This is a genomic window from Actinomadura chokoriensis (assembly GCF_041463665.1).
In the GTDB taxonomy this organism is placed as follows: Bacteria; Actinomycetota; Actinomycetes; order Streptosporangiales; family Streptosporangiaceae; genus Spirillospora; species Spirillospora chokoriensis_A.
In genome coordinates, this window is record NZ_JAXCEJ010000029.1 from 73314 (window position 1) to 98236 (window position 24923).

Consider the following 24923-nt stretch of genomic DNA (forward strand, 5'->3'; position numbering starts at 1 on the left):
GGTCAATTCACCGCGCCCCGCGGCGCGTGACGAGAGGAGTGGGCTTGCCATCGCCTTCACAGGATCCGTCGCCTTCACAGGATCCGCCGGATGACCGGCGGCGCCGGTTCGAGGAGGTCTACGCGGCGAACCGCGCGCGGATCCTCGGGTACGCGCTGCGCCGCACCAGCGACCCGCAGGACGCCGCCGACGTCCTCGCCGAGACGTTCCTGACGGCGTGGCGGCGGCTCGACGACGTCCCGCCGGGCGAGCAGGCGCGGCTGTGGCTGTACGGGGTCGCGCGCCGCGTGCTGGCCAACCACCACCGCGGCGAGCGCCGCCGGTCCGCGCTGGCCGCCGACCTCGGCTCCCGGCTCCGCGAGTTCGTCCAGGACGAGCCCGATCCGGAGGGGATCGCCGCCGCGTTCCGGAGCCTGCCGGACGGCGACCGGGAACTGCTGTCCCTCGTCGGCTGGGAAGGGCTGGACCACGGCGAGATCGCGACCGTCCTCGACTGCTCCCGCAACGCGGTGCGGATCCGCCTGCACCGCGCCCGCCGCCGTTTCGCCCGCGCGCTGGAACGCGCGGACGCGCCCGCCCTGCCCGCCGCCACGCGGATTCCGAACGGAGAACACGTATGACCCGCGACATCGACGCGCTGATCTCCCGGCTCGCCCCGGTCACCGACGCACAGGCCGCGGAACTGCTGCCGGACGAGACCGCCGCCGACCTGGCCGACCGCATCACCGCCACCACTCCGGCCGCCACCACTCCGGCCGCCGCCCCTGCCGCCCGGCGCTCGCCGCTGCTGTTGCGACTCGGCCTCCCGCTCGCCGCCGCGGGCGTGGCCTGCGCCGCCGTCACGGTCGGCCTGCTCATCCGAGACGACGAGCCGCGGCGTCCACCGGTCGCCGCCTCGACGGACCCGGGCGCGGTCTCGACCAGGCCGAGCCCTCGCGTCGCACTCGTGGCGGCGCTCTCCTTCAAGCGCAAGGGCGACCACATCGACGTGCGGGTTCGCGACCCCCTGGCCGACCCGATGCGGTACCGTGCCGAGTTCGCCGAGCACGGGCTCAAGGTCAAGCTGTCATTCGTGCCCGCGTCGCCGTCCATCGTCGGCACCCTGGTGATGCTGGACACGAGCGACGGCACGAAGGAAGGCGACATCTCGGTCATCACCTCCAAGGGCGAGTGCGAGACCGGCGGCGGAGGCGATCAGTGCCCGGTCGGCGTCCGCATCAGGACGGGGTACACGGGCACCGCCGAAATCGTGTTCGCGCGGGCGGCCCGTCCCGGAGAGAAGTACAACAGCAGCGCACCGGTCACCGCACCGGGCGAGGCCATGCACGGGATGACCTTCAGGGGCCAGCGCGTGGGCAAGGTACTGGCCGCGCTGAAGAAGCGGAACGTGACCGTGCCCGAGTACCGCTACATCGACGCGAACGAGAGCAAGGTCCTGTTCCCCGGTCAGGTACCGGACACGTGGTACGTCCACGACGCCAGCCCCTGGGCCAAGGGCCAGGTCCTCCTGTTCGTGGGCCCCGAGCCCGAAACCGGCGCGGCACCGGCCGCGACCCCGGAACCGGCCTCCGAGTAACACTCGCCCCGAGTAACACATGGCCTCCGAGTAACACCGCGCCGTCCGGGGCATCAGGTTGTTCGCGAACAAACCTGATGCCCCGGACTGCCAGGCCCACAACGTGCGATAGTCGCCGGGTGGCGGGGAAGATACGGCATCGGTCGATCGTGGACGTTCACGCGCTCCTCTTCGACGAGGCGGGCCGGGTGCTGCTGATGGAGCGGGCCAACACGGGCTACGCGGACGGCATGGCCGGCGTTCCGGCCGGGCACCTGGAACAGGGCGAATCCATTCTGGACGCCGTCATCCGGGAGACCGCGGAGGAGGTCGGCGTCCGGCTCGGCACGGGCGACGCGCGCTGCGTCCACGTGAGCCATCGCTGCAAACCGGGCCAGGTCGACCGCGTCGGGTTCTTCTTCGCCGCCACCCGCTGGGAAGGCGAACCCGTCAACGCAGAACCGCACAAGTGCGCCCGCATCTGGTGGCACGACCCGGACGACCTGCCTTCCGAAACGATCGGCTACGTCGCCGACGCGATCGCCCGCGTCCGCTCCGGCGCCGGCGGCGTCTTCTCCCTGTACGGATGGACTTGACGCGCTCGAAGTCCCGCGAGGGGTGCGCGCTCGGGTCGCGCGGCCGTCGAGCCGCAGGTCGTCAACCGATCTCAGGTGTGCCGGGCAGGTAGACCGTCCGGCCGTCCCTGCGGGCGGCGCGGGCGGCCGGGATGCGGCGCCGGGTGTTGGCCGGGAGCCTGGCAACGGCGTCCTCCCAGGCCACGAACTCCGCCTGCTCAAGTTCTTCGGCCTGAAGCCGGACGGCACCGAGGTCGCTGATCTCCCCGCCGTCGAAAAGGTAGTTGGCCATGGAGCGGGGGCGGTCCCCACCGGGCGGCACCCAGTCCACGACGAGCAGGTCGCCGACTTCGATGCTCAGGCCGAGTTCTTCGGCCACCTCGCGGACGGCGCATTCATGGGGCGCTTCGCCGTCCTCCACGACGCCGCCGGGCAACGACCAGTGGGGGCGGTAGTTGGGCTTCACCAGCAGGACACGATCGGAACCGTCGGTGAACAGCACCACCGCGGACGCGTACACCGTCGGCAGGCTGGCGTACCACTCGGGTGGATCGAGGTGCGGCTGGTTCACCCTGCCAACGCTACGCTTTCTCACGCCGGGCAGGTGGCCGCATGATCGAACGTTCTCGCAGCTCATGCGGCCTGCCGCCGAACGAACCGCCGGATCGGCGGTATCTCCCGCCGCGCCCGCGCTCAGGAAGCCAGCGTGGCGCGGGTGGTCATCAGGGCGAAACCGAGGAGGTTCTGGCCCTGCCAGGTCGACGCCTGCTCGGCCCGGGGGTCGTCGGCGGCGAGCCCTATGCCCCAGACGCGGTCGACTGGGCTCGCCTCGACGAGGATCCGGTCGCCGGTGCCGAGGAGGTACTCGCGGAGGTCCTCGTTCTGGCCGAACTTGGCTTCGTTGCCCCTGGTGACTATCGCCACGCGATTGTCCTGCCACGTTCGTTCGTCGAAGTCGCGGACGCGGCGGCCGAGGTCCTTCGCGCGGCGGGGATGGGGGGCGGCGATGACGGCTGCGGCCGTCTCCTCGTCGCCGAAGAGGCGGGCTTTCCCGGCCATCATGTAATGCTCGGCGGTCGCGTAGGAGATGCCGTCGACGGTGAAGGGGGACGGCCACCACTGGCTCAGGTAGCCGCGACCCGGGGTCTGGTGCCCCCAGAAGAACAGGAACTTCAGGCGAGCGCCCGCGTTCTGGAGGCGGGTCAGTTCGGCTACGTCCATGGGTGAGAAGGGTGCCAGGACGAGGGGCGGAGAGCCACCGGTATTTCTGCGGGAATGGATGATCGATCGGCGGGGTCGGCGAGTCCGCCGTGCTCACGCGGGGAGGGACGCGGTCTAGACCATTTTGCGAAAGCGGGCCGGTCGCCGGGAACATCGGGTCATTGGGCCCCGGCTCGAACTGGGAGGACTGCAGCACCAATGGACAACGCCCTGGCGAACCCTCGACGCACCAAGATCGACTCGTGGCCGGAGCGGCGGCCGATGGACGCCGACCCCGAGCGTCCCGCGGAGGCCGAGGCCACGGACGATCTCGCCGTGCGCTGATCCGCGGCCGATAGATCGAGACCCGCCCGGACGATCCGGGCGGGTCCTTCGCGTCTTCAGCGGAAGGTGCCGGCGCGCGGCACCCCCTCGCCTCCGTCGCGGGTGAACGCGGCCTCCACCGCGCCGCGCCGCCTCTCTCCGCCCTCTTTCCGCCGACCGTCCCTAGAGGCCCCTGTACGGTCAGCGCACGACCTCGGCGCCATTCCAGCACGCCCCCGCCGCGCGCCGGACGGCGGCCGACACGACTGTATCCAGGCCAGGCGCCTCTTGATAACCCGCGTTGCCGCGAGGGAGCCACCCCCGGGCCCATTCCGCTATTGGCGGCGGTCCAGGCGGGCAGCCCAGCGGTGCAGGCTTTCCACGTGCCTGCGGGTGAGTCCGCGGGCGGGGTTCACGGGGACGAGGCGTAGCGCCCGGCGGTGCGGGAGCGCTTGGCGTCTGATCGTCAGCGGAATGACGTCGTCCACCCAGGCGAATGCGCGACCGTCCGCGTGCCGGAGGATCGGCGCCCATTTGCGCATGAGCGGAAGTTGCAGCAGCGGAATGCGCGGGTCGCCCTGCTGCGGGGTGTAGTCGAAGAACTCGACATGCGGGAGCGGAGGCAGGCCGAGGAGCGGGCCTATGTGCACGTTGGCGTGTTCCTCCCAGGTCGTAGCCCAGACCAGGTCGTAGTCGGTCGCGAGATCTCGCAGCCAGGGGCCGTGGTCGGGATTGACCCGGACGGTGAGGCGGCCGATGACGTGTTCGGTGAATCGGTCATCGGGCATTTCCGGGTTCAGGACGCCGTCGATGTCGAGGTAGAGGAGCGGCCGTGCTTTGCGGGTGCCGGGGCGGGGGACGTCGCCTAGCCACATAGGCGGGCCGTGTAGAGGCCGTCGTCGGTGGCCGCGAGGAGGGTGCCGTCCGGGGAGAGCGCCAGGTCGTTGGCCTGGGCCGGGATCTGGACGCAGTGGGACGGGGACGGGTTCACAGCGTCCCAGGCGAGGAGCGTGCCGTGCTGCCCGGGGAGGGCGGCGGCGACGAGGAGGCGGTCGTCCACCAGGGACGCGGTCACCCGGTCGCAGGGGCCCGGCGTTTCCAGGGTCGCGGTGCGGTCTCCGTCGAGGCCGCGGACGCACAGGTCGGTGGGGGTCGCATAGACGAGGACGAGGCCGTCCGGAGACGGGGTCAGGACCGCGTCGGCGGCCACAAGGACGGCGATCTCCTCGCCGCGTTCGACGTCCAGGAGGCAGACCGCAGAGTCACCGGGGAGGCCGACGAGGGGGCCGGTGGCAGGCGTGGCGTGCAGGAGCCAGCGGTCGATGGCCGTCCCGTGGCCGAGCCAGAGGGTGTACTCGGCGAGACGTTCGGCGGTGAGGGCGTCCCACACGATGACGTCGGCGTCGTTCGCGGGGCCGAAGACGGTGACGACCGCGGCGCGGCCCTGGTGGACGGCCAGGCCGAGGAGGTCCGGCTGGCCGTCGAGCGCCGGCTCGTGGCCGGTCGTGAGGTCGTGGACGTGGACGCGGTCGCGGTACGTCCAGGCGACGGTGGGCGAACCGGCGGGAAGGCCGAACGCCCACTCGGCGCGGTCGGTGGGGAAGCCGGCGATCGGCGCCCCGAGGGCCGCGCCCGCCGTCAGGTCCCAGAGCTGGCCGGCGTTCGCGCCCCGCGCCGCCTGGGAGGTGAACGCCAGCGGAGCGCCCGCCGCGGTGACGGCGACGCCGTCGAAAGATCCTTGCGCCAGCGACTCCGCCAGCACGCTTTCCGGCATGCGACGGAGAGTAGGGCACCCGGCGTCGATCGTTCCACGGACCCGCGAAACTCGGTTCCCCCCGATGTCGCCGCGCGCCGCGAAGCCGTGATCAGCCGGCGGCGCGGAGGCGGGCGGCGGCGTCCTCGGGAGAGACGTCGTTGATCCACGCGGCCATCCCGGACTCGGAGCCCGCCAAGTACTTGATCTTGTCGGGGGCGCGGCGGATGGAGAACAGCTCCAGGTGGAGGCGGAGGGAATCGTTCCCGGCGGGGGCCTGGTGCCAGCCGGCGACGTACGGGAGCGGGGCGCCGTAGAGGGCGTCGAAGCGGCGCAGCAGGTCGCGGTAGAGGACGGCGAGCTCGTCGCGTTCGGCGGCGTCCAGCGCGGTGAAGTCGGGGACGTGGCGGTGCGGCATGAGATGCGCCTCGACCGGCCAGCGGGCCGCGGCGGGGACGTAGGCCGTCCAGTGCTCGCCCGCGAGGACGACCCGGCCGCCCTCGCGTTCGGCCTTCAGGACGTCCTCGAACAGGCCAGGATGCGCGGCGGCCGCCGCGAGCATGCGCTCGGTGCGCGGCGTGACGAACGGGTACGCGTAGATCTGGCCGTGCGGATGGTGCAGCGTCACGCCGATCTCCACGCCGCGGTTCTCGAACACGTAGACCTGCCGGATGCCGGGGATCGCGGACAGTTCGGCGGTGCGGTCGGCCCACGCGTCGACGATCGTCCGGACGCGGGAGAGGGGCAGCTGCGCCATCGACGCGGAGTGGTCGTCGGTGAAGCACACGACCTCGCAGCGTCCGGCGCCGCGGGCGCGGGGCACGCCGTCGATCTCCGGCGGGACGGGCGGCGTGCGGACGTCGAAGGACGGGAACCGGTTCTCGAACGCCACGACGTCGTAGGACGGGTCCGGGATCTCCGAGGCGGGCCCGCCGGGGCACAGCGGGCACTGGTCGGCGGGCGGCAGGAACGTCCGGGTGTTGCGGTGCGCGGTGATCGTGACGTGGTCGCCGGTCAGCGGGTCGCGGCGCGTCTCGCACAGCGGCTCGACCGGCCGCAGCCCGCGCGGGTCGGGGACGGGCACCCGGCCCGGCCCCTCGTCGTAGTAGACGATCTCGCGGCCGTCGGAAAGCCGTGCGCGTGTCCGGTTCATCTCGGCGGCAGCCTACCGGGCGCCGGTCGGCCGGCCGGCCGCCGGTCACCGATCGTGTCGGGTCATGAAGTGGGCGAGGGTGCACAGGTCCGCGGCGGGTGCGGGCGCCGAGCCCGCCAGGTGGGCTCGGGCCTCGGCCAGGAGCGCGCCGGCGCGGGTGGCGGCCCAGGCCCGGGCGCCGGCCGCCTCGATGAGGGCGGCGGCCTTGGCGGTGTCGCCGTGCGACAGCGGCTCCTCGCGGAAGTAGAGGTCGGCCAGTTCGCCGCCGGCGGGGGTGCCGGAGGTCAGCGCGGCGACGACCGGCAGGGACTTCTTGCGGTTGTGCAGGTCGGAGTGGACGGGTTTGCCGGTGACGGCCGGATCGCCCCAGATGCCGAGCAGGTCGTCGGTGAGCTGGAAGGCCAGGCCGAAGCATTCGCCGAAGGCGCGCAGCCGGTCGGTCTCGGCCGTGCCGGCGCCGCCGTGGCGTGCGCCGAGGGCGCAGGCCGCGCCCATCAGCGCGCCGGTCTTGCGGCTCGCCATGGCGAGGCATTCGTCGAGCGTCACGTCGGTGCGGCCCTCGAAGGCGAGGTCGGCGGACTGGCCTTCGACCAGGTCGAGGACGGACCGGGCGAGGACGCGGACGCCGTGCGCGGCGGCCGGGGAGTCGTCCCCGGCGAGCGCCTCGTAGGCGGCGGCGAGAAGGGCGTCGCCCGCGAGGATCGCGGCGTCCGTCCCGAAGACGGTCCAGGCGGTGGGGCGGTGCCTGCGGGTGGGGTCGCCGTCCATGACGTCGTCGTGCAGGAGCGAGAAGTTGTGCGCCAGCTCGACCGCGACGGCGGCCGGCAGGGCGGCGGAGGCCGTCCCGCCGGCCGCCTCCGCGGCCAGCAGCGCGAGGGCGGGACGGATCGCCTTGCCCGCCGCGCCGGAGGCCGGACGGCCCCGCTCGTCGCGCCAGCCGAAGTGGAACGCTGCGATGCGGCGGGCCGCGTCCGGCATCGCCTCGACCGCGTCCCGCAGGGCGGGGTCGAGCAGGCGCCGGCTCCAGCGCAGGATGTCGGCCGCGGACCGGCCGCGCTGCTCCGGACGGTGGTCGCAGGCGACGACGGCGGGGTCGTCCTTCCAGGCGGGCATGGCGGTTCCTTCTCGTCGGCGGGCGCGCCGGCGGGTTCGCCGGCGGCTCGTCAGCGGGCGATCTCGACGTTCTCCAGGACCCCGAGCGCGTCGGGGACCAGCACGGCGGCCGAGTAGTAGGCGCTGACCAGGTAGGTCAGCAGCGCCCGGTCGTCGATGCCGGTGAACCGGACCGACAGGCCCGGCCGCACCTCACCGGGCAGCCCGGTGCGGTGCAGGCCGATGACGCCCTGGTCGTCCTCGCCGGTGCGCAGCACGAGGATCGAGCTGGTCCCGGACGGGGTGATCGGGATCTTGTCGCAGGGATGGATGGGGACGCCGCGCCACGCTTGGACGCGGCGTCCCTCGATCTCCACGCCGGCCGGGCGCACCCCGCGCCGGGTGCACTCGCGGCCGAACGCGGCGATCGTCTTCGGGTGGGCGAGGAAGAACCGGGACTTGCGCCGCCGCGCCAGCAGCTCGTCCAGGTCGTCGGGGGTCGGCGGGCCGCCGCGGGTCTGCACGCGCTGCCCGGGGTCGGCGTTGTGCAGGAGGCCGAAGTCCCGGTTGTTGATCAGCTCGTGCTCCTGGCGCTCGCGCAGTTCCTCGATCGTCAGCCTGAGCTGCTGCTCCACCTGCTGCATCGGCCCGTTGTAGAGGTCGGCGACGCGGGTGTGGACGCGCAGGAGCGTCTGGGCGACGCTCAGCCCGTACTCGCGCGGCGACGCCTCGTATTCGACGAACGTGCCGGGCAGGACCGGCTCGCCGTCGTGCCCGGAGGCCACCTCGATCTCCGCCTCGCCGTGCCTCGTCCGCGGCGGGGCGGGCGCGTCGCGGTGCTCCTCCAGGTGGGCGCGGAGGGTTTCCGACCGGGCGGTCAGCTCCTCGATCGCCTCCCGGGGCAGCGTCAGGACGGTCGTCGGGGTGAGCGCCCGGAACGTGTGCGGCCAGTCTTCGGACGTCCCGAGGAGGGCGCGTTCGCCGAAGAACCGGCCGCCCGCGAGTATGCCGACCCGCGCCTCGCCGCCGTACTCCCCCGGCGCCGCCTCCACGACCTTGCCGTGCGCGATCAGGTGGACGCCGTCGAGCGGACGGCCGGCCGCCGCGATCGTCTCGCCCGGCCCGTACTCGCGCTGCTCGAACCGCGCGGCGAGGCCGTCCAGGATCACGGGACCGTCCGTGACCTCGGGGTCGGCCAGGCCGCGCAGCGGGGGCAGTTCGGCCAGTTCGGGCGGGACGACCCGGATGTCGGCGCCGTCGTTGAGGAACGTCACCAGCCCGTCGCCGAGCCGGTAGGTGAGCCGCCGGTTCACCCGGTAGGTTCCCGCGTCCGCCCGCACCCACGGCAGCCGCCGCAGCAGCCACCGCGGCGTGATGCCGCGCATCTGCGGGACGGACTTGGTCGTCGTCGCGAGATTGCGCGCGGCGGCCGTACGGAGGGCGAGCCGCCCCTGAGCCTCGGTCGGCTCGGTCGCCTCGGTCACGCGCCGGCACCGCCGTGCGCGACCTCGACGGACTCCAGCATGCCGAGCGCGTCGGGGACGAGGACGGCGGCCGAGTAGTAGGCGCTGACCAGGTAGGAGATGAGCGCCTTCTCGTCGATCCCCATGTAGCGGACCGACAGCCCCGGCTGGTACTCGTCCGGCAGCCCGACCTGGTGCAGCCCGATCACGCCCTGGGCCGCCTCGCCGGTGCGCATCAGGAGGATCGAGCTGGTCCGCGTGTTGCTCACCGGGATCTTGTTGCACGGGAAGATCGGCACGCCGCGCCAGGCGGGGACCTTGTGCCCGCCGACGTCGACGCTGTCGGGGTAGACGCCGCGGGTACTGCACTCGCGGCCGAACGCGGCGATCGCCTTCGGGTGCGCGAGGAAGAACGCCGGGTCCTTCCAGACGAGGGTGAGCAGGTCGTCCATGTCGTCGGGGGTGGGCGGGCCGGAGCGGGTGTGGATGCGCTGGGACAGGTCGGCGTTGTGCAGGAGCCCGAAGTCGCGGTTGTTGATCAGCTCGTTCTCCTGGCGCTCGCGCAGCGCCTCGATGGTGAGCCTGAGCTGCTGCTCGATCTGGTCCATCGGCTCGTTGTAGAGGTCGGCGACGCGGGTGTGGACGCGCAGGACGGTCTGCGCGACGCTCAGCTCGTACTCGCGCGGGGAGCCCTCGTAGTCGACGAACGTCCCCGGCAGGACCGGCTCGCCCTCGTGGCCGGACGCAACCTCGATGGCCGCCTCACCATGCGCGTTGTGCGCGCGCGCCGGGCTCGCCCGGTACTCGTCCAAGTGGGCCTGGAGGGACGCGGACTGGCCGAGCGTCTCCTGGAAGTCGGCCTCGCTCATGCTCAGGATGGTGCAGGCGGTCACGGCCTTGACCGTGTGCTCCCACTTCTCCGGTTCGGCGCCTTCCTCCGTCCCGAGGAGGGCCCGCTCGCCGAAGAAGTCGCCGTTGGCGAGCGTCCCGAGGTCGGCCTCGGCGCCGTACTCGCCGGCCCCGATCTTGCTGAGCTTGCCGTGCGCCACGAGGATGACCCGGTCGACGGGGCGCCCGCGCTCCACGATGACGTCGCCCGGCTCGTACTCCTGCTGGGTGAACCGCCCGGCGATGGCGTCCAGCGTCAGGTCGTCGTCGTAGCCGCGCAGCGGCGGCAGCTCGCCCAGCTCGCGCGGGATGACCCGGACGTCGGCGCCGGTCGTCACGAACGTCACCCGGCCGTCGCCGAGCGTGTAGGAGAGCCGCCGGTTGACGCGGTAGGCGCCGCCCGCCGCCTGGACCCAGGGCAGCAGCTTCAGCAGCCACCGCGAGGTGATGCCCTGCATCTGCGGGACGGACTTGGTCGTGGTCGCCAGGTTCCGTGCCGCCGCGGTACCGAGGCTCAACTGCTGCTGTTCCGTCACGTCCACACCACCGATTCGTCGAAGGTCAGTCATGGGGCAGCCGTCTCCGGCCACCGGTGACGCTACAGACGGTAATGGATTCATTGCAACGAGCCACACCCTTGCCATGTCGCCACAGAAATCACACTGGCGCGACAGCACCGGACCATGCCGTGGAGCGCGTGCGACCGGTAAGCGAACTCGACGGCGGGGGTACCGGGCCGGACGGGCCCGGCGGGTCAGCCCGCCGCGGAACGCACCGGCTCGGGGACGTGCTCGTTCCCGGCCTTCTCGATCGGCACCCCGGCTGTCTCCGGGATCTTGATGATCGGCAGCAGCGCCACCGCCCCGGCGATCATCAGGTAGTACGCCGGAACGTAGTTCGAGCCCGTCACGTCGATCAGCGAGCCGACCAGCACGGCCGCCGTCCCGCCGAACAGCGACGTCGAGATGTTGTAGCCGATCGCGAACGCCCCGTACCGCACCCTGGTCGGGAACATCGCCGGGAACGTCGCCCCGATCACCGCCAGCATCAGCACCAGCAGCCCGCCGACGATGGCGTAGCCGGCCGCGACGCCGAGGTCGCTGTGCGTCTGCATGAGCGCGAACGCCGGCCACGCCAGCAGGATGTAGCCGATCGCCGCCGTCAGCAGCAGCGGTCTACGGCCGATCAGGTCCGACAGGTGCCCGAGCGGCACGATCACGGCGATCATCACCAGTTCCACGCCGATGGTGATGAGCTGCGCCGTCTCGTCGTCCATGCTCAGGAAGTCGACGAGGTAGGACGGCATGAACGTGAGCAGCGTGTAGTCCGCGACGTTCAGCAGGAACACGATGCCGATCAGCATCGCGATGACGCGCCAGTAGTGCTGGAGCGTCTCCTTCAGCGGCGACTTGGCCTTCCTGCCCTGCTCCTCCATGCGCTGGAAGGTCGGCGTGTCCTCGATCCGCGTCCGGACGTAGAGGCCGACGAGGCCGAGCGGCAGCGCGACGAGGAACGGGATCCGCCACCCCCAGGCGTGCATCTCGCTCTCGCTGAGCGCCAGGTCGATGGCCAGGACGAGCCCCGCGCCGAGGATGTAGCCGGTCAGCGTGCCGAGTTCCAGGAAGCTGCCGAAGAAGCCGCGCCGGTGCGTCGGCGCGTACTCGGCGATCATCGTCGCGGCGCCGCCGTACTCGCCGCCCGTCGAGAAGCCCTGGACCAGCCGGACGGCGAGCAGCAGCAGCGGCGCCGCGATGCCGATCGCGTCGTAGCCGGGCAGGATCCCGATCACGAACGTCGAGCCCGACATCAGGATGATCGTCGCGGCCAGCACCCGCTTGCGGCCGAGCCTGTCGCCCATCGGCCCGAAGAACAGCCCGCCGAACGGGCGGGCGAGGAACGCGGCCGCGATCAGCGCGAACGAGCGCAGCGACGCGCTGCCCGCCGCGCCCTCCGGGAAGAACACCGTGCCGACGATCGCGGTCATCACACCGGCGCTGAACACGCCGAAATCGAACCACTCGATGCAGTTCCCCATCGCGGACGCGATCACGGCCTTGTGGACGGCGCCGGCGCCGCCCCCGTCCTCCGGGAGGGTCGCACCGTCGTCCGCGCGCTCCGGGTCGTCGTTCACGCGCTACCTCTGCCCGATGATCGACAAAGATAACGCTGGGAATCACCGGGGTCACCCTTAGCAAAGGGCGGGCTCAGCCCTTCTCGGTCTCATTCTCCGTCGTGCCTTTGGACTTCGCGGGGCTGCGGCTCCCGGCGGCGCCGTCGGCGCCCTCGTCCAGAAGGTCGTCGGGCAGTTGCGTGAGGACGGTGGTGCGCTGCGGATCGTCGTCGGGCAACTCGGGGAGGTCCGACGTGGACCCGTCGCTCAACTGCCCGTCGAGCAGTTCGTCGGTCTTCTGCGGGTCGCCGAGCAGCTCGTCGAGGGTGGCGGTGCTCTGCGGGTCGGCGCGCACCTCGTCCTCCAGCAGGTCGTCCCCGGGGATCGACACGAGCGCCTGCGTCTCCACCGACTCACGCGTGATCACCCCGCTGGCGAGGACGGTGTTGCGGTGCCGCAGCGCGCCGTTCTCGCGCAGCAGGTTGTCGACGTCGGCGCGGGCGCGGGCGATGCGGCGGCTCAGCCGCACGTGCACGAGGAAACCGCCCGCCGCCGTGCCGAGGACGAAACCGGCGACGGGGAAGCCGACCGCGACCGGCGCGAGCGTGGCCACCAGCGCGACCACGACCAGCGCGACGACCACGGCGAGCGCGACAAAATGCTGTTCCACCCAGTCCAGGACGGTGTTGACGCGCTTCGGGATCCTCACTCCGCGACTCCTCCACTCGATCCGGGTGGGCGACGACCGGCGACCGGCGCGATCTCTTACCGCGCGACGCCGCTGCTGGGATGCACCGCCGGGCTACGCGGCCGGGACGGTCCGGGCTCGCGCCGCTCGGCGCGCCGCCCGCATGCTCTCGACGTGCCTCCCGCGAATGTTCACCGGCGGAAGGCCGTCCGAAACCCTAACACTACGTGACGCGCCCCCTCGCCGGGGCGGCGTGCCGGTCCGGGATGCGAACACCTGTCCGCGGCGAATATCGTCCATTGATATGAGCGAACACTTTGACGTCGTGGTCCTCGGCGCGGGCCCGGGTGGATATGTCGCCGCGATCCGGTCGGCACAGCTCGGACTGAAGACGGCCATCATCGAGGAGAGGTACTGGGGCGGGGTGTGCCTCAACGTCGGCTGCATCCCGTCGAAGGCGCTGCTGCGCAACGCGGAGCTGGCGCACATCTTCACGCACGAGCAGCAGACCTTCGGGATCAACGTCGAGGGGCGGGTGACCTTCGACTACGGCGTCGCCTTCGAGCGCAGCCGCCAGGTGTCGGACAAGCTCGTCAAGGGCGTCCAGTTCCTGATGAAGAAGAACAAGATCACGTCCTATGACGGGCGCGGCACGTTCACCGATCCGAACACTTTGCAGGTCTCCAGGCAGGACGGCTCGTCCGACACCGTGACGTTCGACAACTGCATCATCGCGGCGGGCGCCCACACCAAGCTGCTCCCGGGGACGTCGTTGTCGGAGCGGGTCGTCACCTACGAGGAGCAGATCCTCAGCTCGGAGTTGCCGGAGAGCATCGTGATCGCCGGCGCGGGCGCGATCGGCGTCGAGTTCGCCTACGTCCTGCACAACTACGGGGTGAAGGTCACGATCGTCGAGTTCCTCGACCGGATGGTCCCGAACGAGGACGCCGACGTGTCGAAGGAGCTGGCCAAGCGGTACCGCAAGCTCGGCGTGGACGTCCTCACCTCCACCCGCGTCGACGCCATCGACGACTCCGGCGAGAAGGTCAAGGTCACCGTCACCGGCAAGGACGGCGCCCAGCAGGTCATCGAGGCCGACAAGGTGCTGCAGGCCATCGGTTTCCAGCCGAACGTGGACGGCTACGGCCTGGAGAAGACCGGCGTGCAGCTCACCGACCGGGGCGCGATCGACGTGGACGGCCGCTGCCGCACGTCCGTCCCGCACATCTTCGCCATCGGGGACGTGACCGCCAAGCTGATGCTCGCGCACGCCGCCGAGGCCATGGGCATCGTCGCGGCCGAGACCATCGCGGACGCCGAGACGATGGAGCTCGACTACATCATGATCCCCCGCGCCACCTACTGCCAGCCGCAGGTCGCCTCGTTCGGCTACACCGAGGCGCAGGCCAAGGAGCAGGGCTTCGACGTCAAGACCGCCAAATTCCCCTACAGCGCCAACGGCAAGGCGCTCGGCATGGGCGAGGGCGAGGGCTTCGTCAAGGTGATCAGCGACGCCAAGTACGGCGAGATCCTCGGCGCCCACATGATCGGCCCCGAGGTCACCGAGCTGCTGCCCGAACTGACCCTGGCCCAGCAGTGGGACCTGACGGTCAACGAGGTCGCCCGCAACGTCCACGCCCACCCGACCCTGGGCGAGGCCATGAAGGAAGCCGTGCACGGTCTGGCCGGCCACATGATCAACCTCTGAGGCGGGCGGCCGGCGGCCGCGCCCCCGTCCCGAGCGGGGGCCCGGCCCTGGTCGTCGGTGCCGCGGCTGGTCAGGTGATGTCCGAGTTCCCCGCCGGCGAGAACGTGACGCGTCAGGACGTCGGGGCGGGGCTGGACAGGCGGCTCAGGAGGCGTTGGCCCTGGCGGGCGCTGATGTTCAGGCGGCGGCCCAGTTCGGCGCCGGTGATGTCCGGTTCGGCGTCGATGATGGAGAGGGCGCGGGCCTCGTTGTCGGTCGCCACGCTGCGCGGGACGCTCGGCTTCCTCGGCTTCGGCTTCGGCGGGGCCTGAGGCTGCGGTGGGGCCTGGGGTTGCGGCGAGGCTGGAGGCGGGGGCGCGGGCGCCGGGGCCGTCAGGTCGGTGACGCGGGCGAGGGCCTGGTCGAGCATGACGCCGTCTGTGAGCATCCACACGACGTCGGCGGGGGCCCTGGTCTTCCATTTGCGGCCGTAGTGGTCGTGCAGGAGGGCAAGGGCGTGGCGGCGGCGTTGCTCGGCCCGGAGGGCGTGCGGGTAGGACGTGATCTGCCACAGGACCATGCGGCGCCACAGGCGGAACGTCGAGAACGGTGCCAGGAGCCAGCGGGCGACGGGGACGCCTTCGCGGACGGTCCCGGCGGCGATCCCGGCGCGGCGGCGGATCGCGTGCCGGACGGCCTCGATGAACGTGATGAACAGAATCGGCATGGCGGCGTGCATGACCATCCCGGTGGCGTCGCCCTGGGCGGCCGAGACGTTCAGCCAGACGGTGGCGGCGGTGAACGCGAACGCCGTCCAGCGTAGGGCCGGCATCGGCATGGCCAGCCATTCCAGGAGCAGCGCGACGGAGACGAGGGCGAGGATGCCGAGGTCGACCCCGGCCGGGACGATCCACGCCTCGCCGCCGAACCAGGGCTCGGCGACGTCCCGGACGGACGCGAACGAGCCGTACCCGCCCAGGCCGGCGAGGCCCGCGAAGAACAGGCCGCCGACCCCGGCCAGGACACGCTGGGCCCGGGTCAGCGGCATGGTCGTGCGCGCCTCGTCGGTCACCGCGCCCGGGTCCATCGGCGTCCCTCCCGTCACGGGGTTCTGGATCATCACGTGACGGTAGCGCGCCCTCCCGGACGAAACCGGCAAAATCCCCCAGTCGTCAGCGGAGCGGGTCGAACGGGTCCAGTTCCCGCGGCCGGCAGCCGGTGACGATCTGCTCGGCGAGCAGGCGGCCGGTGGCCGGGCCGAGCGTGATGCCCCACATGCCGTGGCCGCCGGCGACGAACACGCGCGGCGAGCGGGTCGCCCCGATCAGCGGGAGGCCGTCGCGGGTGCAGGGCCGCGAGCCGACCCACTCGTCCTCGCGGGCGTCGAGGTCGGCGCCGCGCAGCAGCGGGCGGGCCGCCTCGACGATCGCCTTGACGCGCCGCGGGTCGAGCGGGGCCCCGGGACTGCGGAACTCCATCATCCCGGCGACGCGGAGCCGGTCCCCGAGCGGCGTGCAGGCGACGCGCTGCGCGGGGAAGTAGACGGGGCCGTCCGGGACGCGGTCCATCGGCACGCTGAAGCTGTAGCCGCGGCCCGCCTGGACGAGGGAGTGGACGCCGAACGCCCGGGCGAGGTCGCCGAGCCACACGCCGCTCGCGAGGACGACCGTGTCGAACTTCTCGGAGTCGCTGCCCGTGGTGCGGACGGAGACGCTGCCCCGCTGGTGGCCGATGTCGGTGACCTCCGCTCCCGTCCGGATCTTGCCGCCCCGGTGGCGGACGGAGTCGGCGAGCGCGTGCACGAACGCGCCCGGGTCGACGAACCGCTGGCCGCGCAGCACGATCGCGGCGCCGATCTCGTCCGAGAGGGCGGGAACCAGCAGGCGGGCCTCGTCGCCGGTCAGGGCCTCGTACTCCAGTTCCTGACCGGCGGCGCGGATGTGCTCGATCTCCTCCAGCAGGACGCGCCGCTCCCCCGCCGTCCGGTACGCGGCGACGAAGGACCCCGCCTCGTTGGTCTCCGCCTTGACGCCGCCGTCCAGCAGCGCGTCGAAGCTCGGCAGCGCCCGGCCGTTGATCGGCACCAGCGACTCCATCGCGCGCCGCCACCTCGCCGCCGTGCTGTGGCGCGCGAACCCGGCGAGGAACCGCAGCAGCCGCGGGTTCGCGCTCGGCGGGACGTAGACCGGGGAGGACGGGCTGAGCACCGCCCGCACGCCGTAGGAGAGGACGGCCGGCTCGGGCAGCGGGGTCGCGAGACCGGGGGTCAGCCAACCGGCGTTGCCCCAGGACGCGCCCGCGGCGACGTCCCGGCGGTCGAACACCGTCACTTCGGCGCCGTGTTCCTGAAGGAACCAGGCCGTGGACAGCCCGACCATGCCGGCCCCCACGACGGCGACCCGGCGCGGCGTCGCAGCCATTGCAACTCCTCTCCTCGTTATCCGCGTCACTTCGATGGTGCGCCGCCCGCGCCCCTGGGGCTCTGTCGCGTTCGGCCAATCAGATCGGCTCGCATAGTGTGATGAGCACAACCGTCAGCGAGGAACCACCGGATGATCACCGTCACCGACCTCGTCGAGTCCCTGGGCCTGCTCCGCATGGTCGAGGACGGCCCGGACGCGCAGGTGCACGACGTCGTGCTGGCCGAGCCGGGTGAGGCGGCCGGTCAGGCGGGCGAGATCGTCCTCGGCGTCGGCGTGACCGGCCCGGACGCCGCCGTGGCCCTTCTCGAACGCGCGGACGCGGCCGGCGCGAGCGGCGTCGTCCTGAAGGCGCCCCTCGCGGGCGCGCCCGAGGTCGCCCGCGCGGGACGGCGGCTGCGGCCCGCCCTGATCGAACTTCAGCCCGACACGTCCTGGACGCACGTCGTCTGGCTGGTGCGCGGCGCCATCGACCGCGCCTACGCGCCGCAGCCGACCGGCACCCACGACGACCTGTTCGCCCTCGCCGACACCGCCGCCGAGATCGCCGACGCCCCGGTCACCCTCGAAGACGCCCGCAGCCGCGTCCTCGCCTACTCGGGCCGCCAGGACACCACCGACCCCGCCCGCGTCTCCACGATCGTCGGCCGCCGGGTGCCGCCGCAGGTCATCGCCCACCTCCGCGCCTGCGGCGTGTTCCGCAAGCTGGCGCGCTCGTCCGAGCCGATCCTCGTCCCGGCCGGACCGGACGAGATGCTGCCCCGGCTCGTCATCCCGGTGCGCGCCGGAGGCGAGTGGCTCGGCTCGATCTGGGTGGTCGCGCGGACGCCGATCCCGCAGGACCGCGTCCACCGGCTCACCGACCTCGCCTCCGTCGTCGCCCTGCACCTGCTGCGCCTGCGCGCGGAGGCGGGCGTCACGCGCCGCGTGTCGGCCGACCAGCTGCGCACCGCGCTGCGGGACGGCACCCCGGTCCCGGCGGAGCCGCCGTGCCGGGCCGTGATCCTGGGCGGCGGCGAGCCCGGCGACATCCACAGCCGCCTCGACCTCTGGGAGGCGATCACGCACCGTTTCGGCTGGCACCGCCCCCTCCTCACCGACCTGGACGGCGCGCTCTTCGCCGTGCTGACCGGCGCGGGCCGCGAGGCCGGGTCGGTGCCCTGGCTGCGCACCGTCCTCGCCGGAGTCCGCGCGCACGACCCCACGCTGTACGCGGCGGCGGGCGGCCCGGCCCGCTCCCCCGCCGAACTGCCCCGCTCCCGTGCCGAGGCCATCGAACTGGACGCCCTCGTCACGTCCGGCCGCCTGCCCCCCGGCCTGCTCCTGCTGGAGGACGCCTGGGACGCGGTCATCGTCGAACGCGCCCGGAAAGCCGTCCGCATCGAGACGGGCCTACTCGGCGGCCCACTAGCCGCGCTGAAAGCACACGACGAGGCACACGGCACGGCGTTCCTCCCGACCCTCGCCGCCTGGCTGGACCACTACGGCGACCCGAAAGGCACCGCCGACTCCCTCGCCGTCCACCCCAACACCCTCCGCCACCGCCTTCGCCGCATGACCGAGGTAACCCCGCTCGACCTGTCGTCTCCCCGAACGCGCCTGGCCCTACGTCTGCAACTAACCGCCCTCCTCGACCGGCCATAGCCCGCAAGTCCGCAGCGTGTCCCCATCACCACCTGGCGAACAGCGTGACCACTCACGTTCGATTCCATGCTATTCCGCGATCCTTGGTCCGATAGCCGCCGCGCCGTGCTCAGGCGGACGTGAGGATTCGCAATTCTCGTGCTGCCGGGAGTGCTCGCGCCTCTTCTGGGAGGGTGCGGAGGATCTGGCCGGTCATGCGCCGTCGGGCCGGGCTGAGTGGCAGCTCTTGAAGGGCCGCCAGGGTGTGGTCGAGCCCCATGTCGACCTCTCGGCCAGCGATCATGCCCATCCCGTCGATCACTCTGAGGTTGGCCACCGGGCCCAGAGTGCCGGGCGGGTACAGCGCCAGGGCGCCGTCCACCGCCTGCCGCGCACGGGGCCCGCCGAGCAGGGTGTAGACGTACGCCTCGTTCCAGCGGAAGCGCGCTTCGTTCCATCCGAAGGTGGCGGGGTCACTCGTCACTGAGTCGGGCAGGCCCTCGAAAACATCCGAGAGTTCGTGCATCGTCGTGCGGGAGGTGGCCTCGTCGCCGCGCTCTGCCGCAAGGCTGGCACGCACCGCGTAGGCCCTTGGAAGACCGCTGTTGGGTATCCCGCCGGAGATTCTTATGGCCTCCGTGGTGCGGGCACCGATCTCCTGCGGTGAAAGCCCGAACCAGAATGCCTCTTCGGCTTCCCTCGCCCGCACCCATACCTTCAGGTCCCGATCGCCGGACGCATCGGCGGCTCGGCGGGCCGTGCCCCACGTCAGGCGGGCGCCTCTCCGGTTTCCGATGTCACCGAACTCGATGGCCAGGAGCGCGGACAGGCCGGCGCTGATGCGGAGGAGGTCGGTCCGCTGCGCGTTGTCGCGTTTGAGGAGTGCGCCGATACCGATGATGTCGGCGGTCAGGTCGTTGATCAGTGAGCCGACCGGCTGCCGGTTGATCAGGAAGCCGTACTCGCGTACCGCGCTCTCCCACTCGTCCACGTCGACCGGCCGGTCAACGGCGCGATCGATCCCGGCGAGGATCTCTTCCAGGGCACCCGGCGGGACGGTCGCTCCGGCACCGAGGGCGGCGATCAGTTGAAGTGCGGCGCGGCGTTTCACGTGATCGTCCCCATCCTCGGATCCACGGCTCGGGTTACATATCCGGGGCTGACAGTCGACACCCCGCCCGAAAAGACCTTTTCCGCACCTGATCAGGCGTGGGGCTGTGCTCAGGCGGATGTGAGGGCGCGTAGCTCTCGTGCTGCCGGTAGCTTTCGCGCTTCGTCGGGGAGGGCGGCCAGTACGTGGGCTGCCAGTGTCCCCGTACCAGCAGCCGAGAAATCAGGGTGTCTCTGAAGTGCCGTTATGGCCTCTTGCAGGCCCGCGTCCACCTCCCGGGCGCGGACGAGCGCCTCGGCCCGCATCAGCGACAGGTTCTTGATCGGCACGGCCGAGCCAGGCGGGTAGCAGGCGATCGCTCGTTCGAGCACCGCCGCTGCCTGAGAACGCCCGGTGCGTGTCAGGACGTACGACTCCGCCCAGCGAAGCTGGCTCTCGCGGAAGGCGAGGACAGTCTGCGTTCCATCGGGCAACCGCCCCGCCATTTCCTTGACCTTGTTCAGGGAAGCGATCGCCGCGCGATCGTCTCCCCGGTCCGCCGCCAGATAGGCGCGGGCGGCATACGCCCGGGCCAATCCGGCAGAGGGAGTTCCGCCTGCCAGGTTTATGGCCTCGTCGATCAGGGCGACGACCACCTCTTGTGGCCGTCCCGCCCAGAACGCGTCCTGTGCCGCCCTTCCACGCGTCCACACCTGGAGATCACGATCACCGGACGCGTCGGCGGCACGGCGAGCGGTACCCCAGGTGATCCGAGCGGAACGCTGCTCACCGGCGTCACCCAACTCGATCGCCAAAAGGCCGGATAGCCCCCCACTCACTCGAAGAAGACCTGCCTGATCGCGCGGGGAACGTGGCCGGTCGAGCAGTCGTCCCACAGCGATGATGTCGGCGGTGAGGTCGCCGATCAGCGCCCCGGTCGGCCGGACCATGACTTTCTGGCCGTACTCATGGACCGTGTGTTCCCACTCGTCCACGTCGACGGTTCGACCGGTGGCGCGATCGATGCCGGAAAGGATCTCTTCCAGGGCACCCGGTGGGACGGCCGCCCCGGTGCCGAGCGCGGCGATCAACTGGAGTGCGGCGCGGCGTTTCACATTGTCCCCATCGTCGGGAATAGGGCTCGGGTTTACGGTACCCGGGGCCTGATCAGTCGATTCCTGTCCGAACAGGTCCTTTTTCGCCATTCCGAACGCGGTGGCGTAGGCGGAGCCCCAGTCGGCGGGGAAGACCTCGCCCTTCTCGTGGCGGTTGATCTGCCGGGACAGGTTCTTGACCTGGCTCGGGTCGGGATGGTCGATTCCGGCGGCGGCGTAGAGGCGGCGGGCCGCCTTGAACGGGCCCCATCCACGGGCACGGCGTTCGGTTTCGAGACGGACGGCCCATTGGGGGCGCGGCTGATCAGCCATGGGGGGCACCCTTCGACCGGGGAGACAGGGCGGACTTGTGTCCCTCCAACGCCTCCATTGTCGCCTTTCTCGTTCCGTGCGCGCACGGTTTCACTGAGTTACGCGGGACATTCGCGTCCCGCTTCCGAGGAGACGAGACAACGGAGGTCGAAGCCCATGGACGGTCGGCTGAGGGTCCCGCTGCGGCGCGGCGGGATCACGCGGGCGAGCCAGGCCGCGCGGACGTATGCGTGGCCGCTGGAGATGCGGACGCCGGGGGCGGCGCGGAGGGCCGTGCGGGGCGCGCTTACCGGGTGGGGCGTCGCGGAGGCCGACATCGATGTGGCGGAGCTGCTGACCTCGGAGGTCGTCACCAACTCCGTCCGGCACGTGCGGGAGGAGCTGCGGGTCGGCGGCGTGGTCAAGGTGCGGGTCCGGGTGATGGACGGGCGGCTGCGCGTGGACGTGACCGACCCGGAGCCAGGGTTTCCCCAGCTCATGGCCGCGTCCGACACCGATGAGGGGCACCGGGGCATGGCCGTGGTCGCCGGATGCGCCGACAGGTGGGGCTGGCATCCGGCGGCGGGCGGCAAGACGGTGTGGTGGACGCAAGTCCTGGAGGTGCGCGGACGGCGCAACGAATAGCGTGCGCAAGGCGGAAAGACGCAACGAAATGCCAGGTCAGAGCAAGATTGACGCATTGGATCGCGAGAGCTTCGTTCCTAGGCTTTCGATCAGTCGATCCCCCCTTCCGGATGTCCCTGGAGACACCTATGACCGTCCTGCCGGCAATGGAGCCGAGCGCCGTCGAGCGGACCGCGCTGCGGCGGCACTTCCTGATGTGCCGTCCCGAGCACTTCGCCGTGACCTACGCGATCAACCCCTGGATGGAACCGGCGGCCGGGGCCGACGCGGCGAAGGCCGTCGAGCAGTGGGAGAGCCTGCGGGCCGCGTATCTCTCGCTCGGGCATGAGGTGAGCCTGATCGATCCGGTCGTGGGGCTGCCCGACATGGTGTTCGCGGCGAACGGTGCGCTGGTGGTCGGGGGGCGGGTGTACGGGGCCAAGTTCACGCATCCGGAGCGGCATGCGGAAGGGCCCGCGTATGTGAAGTGGATGCGGGAGAACGGGTTCGCGGAGGTGCTGGACGCCCAGCACACGAACGAGGGCGAGGGTGACTTCCTCACGCTCGACGATGTGATCCTGGCGGGGACGGGGTTCCGGACGGACATCGCGGCCCACCAGGAGGCCCAGGAGTTCCTCGGGCGTCCCGTCGTGACGCTCCGGCTCGTCGACCCGCGCTTCTACCACCTGGACACGGCACTGTTCCCGCTGGGCGGCGGGAACGTCGCCTACTACCCCGCCGCGTTCTCGCCGGGCAGCCGGGCGGTGCTGGAGAGGCTGTTCCCGGACGCCGTCCTCGCGACCGAGGAAGACGCGGCGGTGCTCGGATTGAACGCGGTGTGCGACGGGCGCAACGTCGTCATCAACGCCGAGGCGACCGGGTTGATCCGGACGCTGGAGACGCATGGGTACGAGCCCGTTCCGGTCGACCTGTCCGAGCTGCGCAAGGCGGGTGGCGGTCCCAAGTGCTGCACGCTGGAGTTGCGCGGTTGAGCCGGGCGCCGGCCCCGGAGGTCAACTGCGGGGCCGGCGGCGCGTGGGCAGGCCGATGTGGCGGCGGGCCAGGGCGCGGGACCGCAGGACGCCCGTGACGCCGATCGCCCAGATGCCGATCTGGACGGTCCATGCGGCTCGGAACGCTCCAGGCGTGAACTCGCCGTCGGGCGACAGGGCGTCCAGGACGAGGCCGATCAGCAGGATCGTGACGAGGGAGGCGACGAAGCCGCCCACGTTGACGATGCCGGTCGCGGTGCCCTGGCGTCCGGGCGGGTTGAACGTCCGGGCGTAGTCGAAGCCGATCATCGAGCCGGGGCCGCCGGGCGCGACGCACAGGACGAGCACGACCAGCAGCCAGGCGGGGGCGGGCGGCGGCCAGGCGAGGACGAGAGCCCAGGCCGCCACGTTGAGCCCGACGATGCCGAGGACGAGCCACGACCGGCGCAGCGGGTAGCGGGCGACGAGCCGGCCGATGAACGGCCCGGACACGACGTTGACCAGCACGAACAGCGTCAGCAGGGTGGACGCGGCGGCCGGGCGCATGCCCTGCCCCGACACCAGGTACGGGTAGCCCCACATCAGCGCGAACGTGTTGGACGAGAACTGCGTCACGAAGTGGGACCAGAGGCCGAGGCGGGTCCCGGGGTGGCGCCACGCCTCGACGAGGTTGGTGCCCGTTTCGCGGAGCGTCGGGACGTCGGCGCGGCCCGGCCCGTCCCGCAGCACGGCGATCGCGACCACCGCCATGAGGACGCCGAGGGCGGCGGCCGACCCGAACGCGGTGCCCCAGCCGGGGCCGTGCAGGAGGGCGACGAGCGGGATCGCGCTGAGCACCTGGCCGAGCTGCCCGAGCTGGCCGGTGAGCTGCGTCACGACGGGGACGTACCGTCCGGGGAACCAGGTCGCGACGATGCCGAGGACGCTGATGAACGTCATGGCGTCGCCCGCGCCGACCATGACGCGGGCGGCGACGGCCGTCCCGATGCCGGTGGAGACGGCCATGAGCGCCTGCCCGGCGGCCATGAGGAGCGCGCCGCCCGCGACCATCCAGCGGGGGCCGACGCGGTCGAGCAGCAACCCGACGGGGATCTGCAGGCCCGCGTAGACGAGCAGTTGCAGGACGGTGAACGACGCGAGGATCCCGGCGGACGCGTCGAAGCGGTGGACGGCGTCCAGGCCGACGACGCCGAACGACGTCCGGTGCAGGACCGCGACCGCGTACGCCAGTACGCCGACGCTCCACAGCACCCAAGCCATGGGGGCGGCTTTCGGGCGTTCCGGGCATTCCTGGGGAGGTTGGGCGGTCTGCACGGATAACCAAGTTATGTCACTTCTGTCGGGGCTTGGCGCGCAGGTGCATCCGCTCCCCCTGCGGCCCGAACAGGCTGAGGATCTCGGCCGGCCCGCCCTCGCCGCTGAACCAGTGCGGCAGCCGGGTGTCGAACTCGGCGGCCTCGCCCGGCTCCAGGATCAGGTCGCGGCCGGCGAGATGCAGCCGCAGCCGACCGTTCAGGACGTACAGCCAGTCGTAGCCCTCGTGGGTCTGCGTCTCGCCCGTCCACCGGCGCACCGGGACGATCATCTTGAACGCCTGGACCCCGCCCGGACGCCTGGTCAGCGGCAGCACGGTCATGTCGTGCATCTTGCGCGGGCGCGGCCTGATCCGCGGGTCGCCGACCTCCGGGGCGCCGACCAGCTCGTCCAGCGGGACCCCGTGCGCCCGCGCGAGCGGCAGCAGCAGCTCGAGGCTCGGCCGGCGCTTGCCCGACTCCAGCCGCGACAGCGTGCTCACCGAGATGCCGGTGGCCTCGGCGAGCGCGGTGAGGGTGATGTCGCGTTCCTGCCGCAGCCTCCTGAGCCTCGGCCCGACTTCGGCGAGGACGTCCTCGGTCGTCTCCATGCCTCCATTGCAGGTTCGGCAAAGAAGTTTGTCAAACCTGGCAGCCGGCGCGCATCCTCGCGGACCAGCGTCCCCGGCGTGTGGGCGGCGGGCAACGTCGTCTTCCCCGCGGGCCAGGTCATCGTGGCGGCGTCGGCCGGTTCGATGGCCGCCGCGATGATCAACGCCGACCTCATCGAGGAGGACGTCGCCCGCAAGCTCGCCGCCTAGGTTCACCCGATGCGTTGACTTGCGGCGAGTCGTTGGTATGAGCACGGCGGTTTCTAGTGTCTGTTGCAACGAGGTCCTTCTGGAAGGATCTTGTTGTGCCAGGACGTCGTCTTACGCTCGGTGAGCGTGCGCAGATTGAGGTGTTGTTCGGTGAGGGCCGGTTGATT

General features: G+C 71.7%; 25 protein-coding genes. 9 read left to right on the plus strand and 16 right to left on the minus strand.

Going from position 1 to position 24923, the window contains the following annotated elements; all coding sequences use genetic code 11:
* Positions 1–44 precede the first annotated feature (44 nt).
* The 3 genes from SM418_RS32695 to SM418_RS32705 all read left to right on the plus strand — a co-directional run bounded on the left by SM418_RS32695 (position 45) and on the right by SM418_RS32705 (position 2151).
* Positions 45–620, plus strand: coding sequence for an RNA polymerase sigma factor (locus tag SM418_RS32695; RefSeq protein WP_371945247.1), 576 nt, complete (start codon positions 45–47; stop codon positions 618–620).
* Positions 617–1576: a hypothetical protein gene (locus SM418_RS32700; RefSeq protein ID WP_371945246.1), complete on the plus strand. Its 960-nt coding sequence runs from the start codon at positions 617–619 to the stop codon at positions 1574–1576. The genes SM418_RS32695 and SM418_RS32700 overlap by 4 nt, the downstream gene beginning before the upstream one ends.
* Positions 1577–1695: 119 nt before the next feature.
* Positions 1696–2151, plus strand: a complete 456-nt coding sequence (locus SM418_RS32705; RefSeq protein WP_371945244.1) for an NUDIX hydrolase — start codon at positions 1696–1698, stop codon at positions 2149–2151.
* A gap of 61 nt (positions 2152–2212) precedes the next feature.
* Here SM418_RS32705 and SM418_RS32710 read toward each other — a convergent pair whose 3' ends face one another.
* Positions 2213–2701: an NUDIX domain-containing protein gene (locus SM418_RS32710; RefSeq protein WP_371945242.1), complete on the minus strand. Its 489-nt coding sequence runs from the start codon at positions 2699–2701 to the stop codon at positions 2213–2215.
* Between the two features lie 122 nt (positions 2702–2823).
* Complete coding sequence (ybiA, locus tag SM418_RS32715) at positions 2824–3351, minus strand: riboflavin biosynthesis intermediates N-glycosidase (RefSeq protein WP_371945240.1); 528 nt, start codon at positions 3349–3351, stop codon at positions 2824–2826.
* Between the two features lie 198 nt (positions 3352–3549).
* Here ybiA and SM418_RS32720 point away from each other — a divergent pair, with 198 nt between their 5' ends.
* On the plus strand, positions 3550–3675 hold the full coding sequence (locus tag SM418_RS32720) for a hypothetical protein (protein ID WP_371945239.1): 126 nt from the start codon (positions 3550–3552) through the stop codon (positions 3673–3675).
* A gap of 314 nt (positions 3676–3989) precedes the next feature.
* Here SM418_RS32720 and SM418_RS32725 read toward each other — a convergent pair whose 3' ends face one another.
* The 8 genes from SM418_RS32725 to SM418_RS32760 form a co-directional block, all read right to left on the minus strand.
* A complete protein-coding gene (locus SM418_RS32725) occupies positions 3990–4529 on the minus strand; it encodes an HAD domain-containing protein (RefSeq protein WP_371945238.1) in 540 nt (179 codons plus the stop codon).
* On the minus strand, positions 4520–5428 hold the full coding sequence (locus SM418_RS32730; RefSeq protein ID WP_371945236.1) for a WD40 repeat domain-containing protein: 909 nt from the start codon (positions 5426–5428) through the stop codon (positions 4520–4522). The genes SM418_RS32725 and SM418_RS32730 overlap by 10 nt, the downstream gene beginning before the upstream one ends.
* Before the next feature lie 91 nt (positions 5429–5519).
* A complete protein-coding gene (gene galT / locus SM418_RS32735; protein ID WP_371945234.1) occupies positions 5520–6560 on the minus strand; it encodes a galactose-1-phosphate uridylyltransferase in 1041 nt (346 codons plus the stop codon).
* A 45-nt stretch (positions 6561–6605) separates the two neighbouring features.
* The gene (locus SM418_RS32740) at positions 6606–7673 is read right to left on the minus strand and encodes a family 2 encapsulin nanocompartment cargo protein polyprenyl transferase (RefSeq protein WP_371945232.1); all 1068 of its coding nucleotides are present in this window, start codon (positions 7671–7673) and stop codon (positions 6606–6608) included.
* 50 nt (positions 7674–7723) lie between these two features.
* Positions 7724–9136: a family 2B encapsulin nanocompartment shell protein gene (locus SM418_RS32745; protein WP_371945230.1), complete on the minus strand. Its 1413-nt coding sequence runs from the start codon at positions 9134–9136 to the stop codon at positions 7724–7726.
* Complete coding sequence (locus tag SM418_RS32750; protein WP_371945228.1) at positions 9133–10572, minus strand: family 2B encapsulin nanocompartment shell protein; 1440 nt, start codon at positions 10570–10572, stop codon at positions 9133–9135. Before SM418_RS32750 ends, SM418_RS32745 begins: the two co-directional genes overlap by 4 nt.
* A 185-nt stretch (positions 10573–10757) precedes the next feature.
* Positions 10758–12134, minus strand: coding sequence for an MFS transporter (locus SM418_RS32755; RefSeq protein WP_371945226.1), 1377 nt, complete (start codon positions 12132–12134; stop codon positions 10758–10760).
* 73 nt (positions 12135–12207) lie between these two features.
* Positions 12208–12822 carry a hypothetical protein gene (locus tag SM418_RS32760; protein WP_371945224.1) on the minus strand — a complete coding sequence of 205 codons (615 nt, stop codon included), beginning with the start codon at positions 12820–12822 and terminating at the stop codon, positions 12208–12210.
* 283 nt (positions 12823–13105) lie between these two features.
* Between SM418_RS32760 and lpdA the strand changes: the two genes are divergently transcribed.
* Positions 13106–14509, plus strand: a complete 1404-nt coding sequence (lpdA, locus tag SM418_RS32765) for a dihydrolipoyl dehydrogenase (RefSeq protein ID WP_371945222.1) — start codon at positions 13106–13108, stop codon at positions 14507–14509.
* A gap of 112 nt (positions 14510–14621) precedes the next feature.
* Here the strand turns inward: lpdA and SM418_RS32770 are convergent, their stop codons facing one another.
* Both SM418_RS32770 and SM418_RS32775 read right to left on the minus strand, forming a co-directional pair.
* Positions 14622–15608, minus strand: coding sequence for a DUF2637 domain-containing protein (locus SM418_RS32770; RefSeq protein ID WP_371945220.1), 987 nt, complete (start codon positions 15606–15608; stop codon positions 14622–14624).
* A gap of 52 nt (positions 15609–15660) precedes the next feature.
* The gene (locus tag SM418_RS32775; protein WP_371945218.1) at positions 15661–17019 is read right to left on the minus strand and encodes an NAD(P)/FAD-dependent oxidoreductase; all 1359 of its coding nucleotides are present in this window, start codon (positions 17017–17019) and stop codon (positions 15661–15663) included.
* 21 nt (positions 17020–17040) lie between these two features.
* Here SM418_RS32775 and SM418_RS32780 point away from each other — a divergent pair, with 21 nt between their 5' ends.
* Positions 17041–18552 (plus strand): PucR family transcriptional regulator, encoded by a 1512-nt coding sequence (locus SM418_RS32780; protein ID WP_371945216.1) that lies wholly within the window; start codon positions 17041–17043, stop codon positions 18550–18552.
* 109 nt (positions 18553–18661) lie between these two features.
* Here the strand turns inward: SM418_RS32780 and SM418_RS32785 are convergent, their stop codons facing one another.
* Positions 18662–19642 (minus strand): XRE family transcriptional regulator, encoded by a 981-nt coding sequence (locus tag SM418_RS32785; RefSeq protein ID WP_371945214.1) that lies wholly within the window; start codon positions 19640–19642, stop codon positions 18662–18664.
* 110 nt (positions 19643–19752) lie between these two features.
* Positions 19753–21048 (minus strand): XRE family transcriptional regulator, encoded by a 1296-nt coding sequence (locus tag SM418_RS32790; protein ID WP_371945212.1) that lies wholly within the window; start codon positions 21046–21048, stop codon positions 19753–19755.
* Between the two features lie 156 nt (positions 21049–21204).
* Here SM418_RS32790 and SM418_RS32795 point away from each other — a divergent pair, with 156 nt between their 5' ends.
* The gene (locus SM418_RS32795; RefSeq protein ID WP_371945210.1) at positions 21205–21672 is read left to right on the plus strand and encodes an ATP-binding protein; all 468 of its coding nucleotides are present in this window, start codon (positions 21205–21207) and stop codon (positions 21670–21672) included.
* A gap of 128 nt (positions 21673–21800) precedes the next feature.
* Entirely contained in the window at positions 21801–22643 is an 843-nt protein-coding gene (gene ddaH / locus SM418_RS32800) for a dimethylargininase (RefSeq protein ID WP_371945209.1), read from the plus strand.
* Positions 22644–22664: 21 nt separating this feature from the next.
* Here ddaH and SM418_RS32805 read toward each other — a convergent pair whose 3' ends face one another.
* Positions 22665–23903 (minus strand): MFS transporter, encoded by a 1239-nt coding sequence (locus tag SM418_RS32805; protein ID WP_371945208.1) that lies wholly within the window; start codon positions 23901–23903, stop codon positions 22665–22667.
* Between the two features lie 70 nt (positions 23904–23973).
* Positions 23974–24546 (minus strand): helix-turn-helix domain-containing protein, encoded by a 573-nt coding sequence (locus tag SM418_RS32810; RefSeq protein ID WP_371945207.1) that lies wholly within the window; start codon positions 24544–24546, stop codon positions 23974–23976.
* Between the two features lie 78 nt (positions 24547–24624).
* Between SM418_RS32810 and SM418_RS32815 the strand changes: the two genes are divergently transcribed.
* On the plus strand, positions 24625–24756 hold the full coding sequence (locus SM418_RS32815; protein WP_371945206.1) for a hypothetical protein: 132 nt from the start codon (positions 24625–24627) through the stop codon (positions 24754–24756).
* Positions 24757–24923 lie beyond the last annotated feature (167 nt).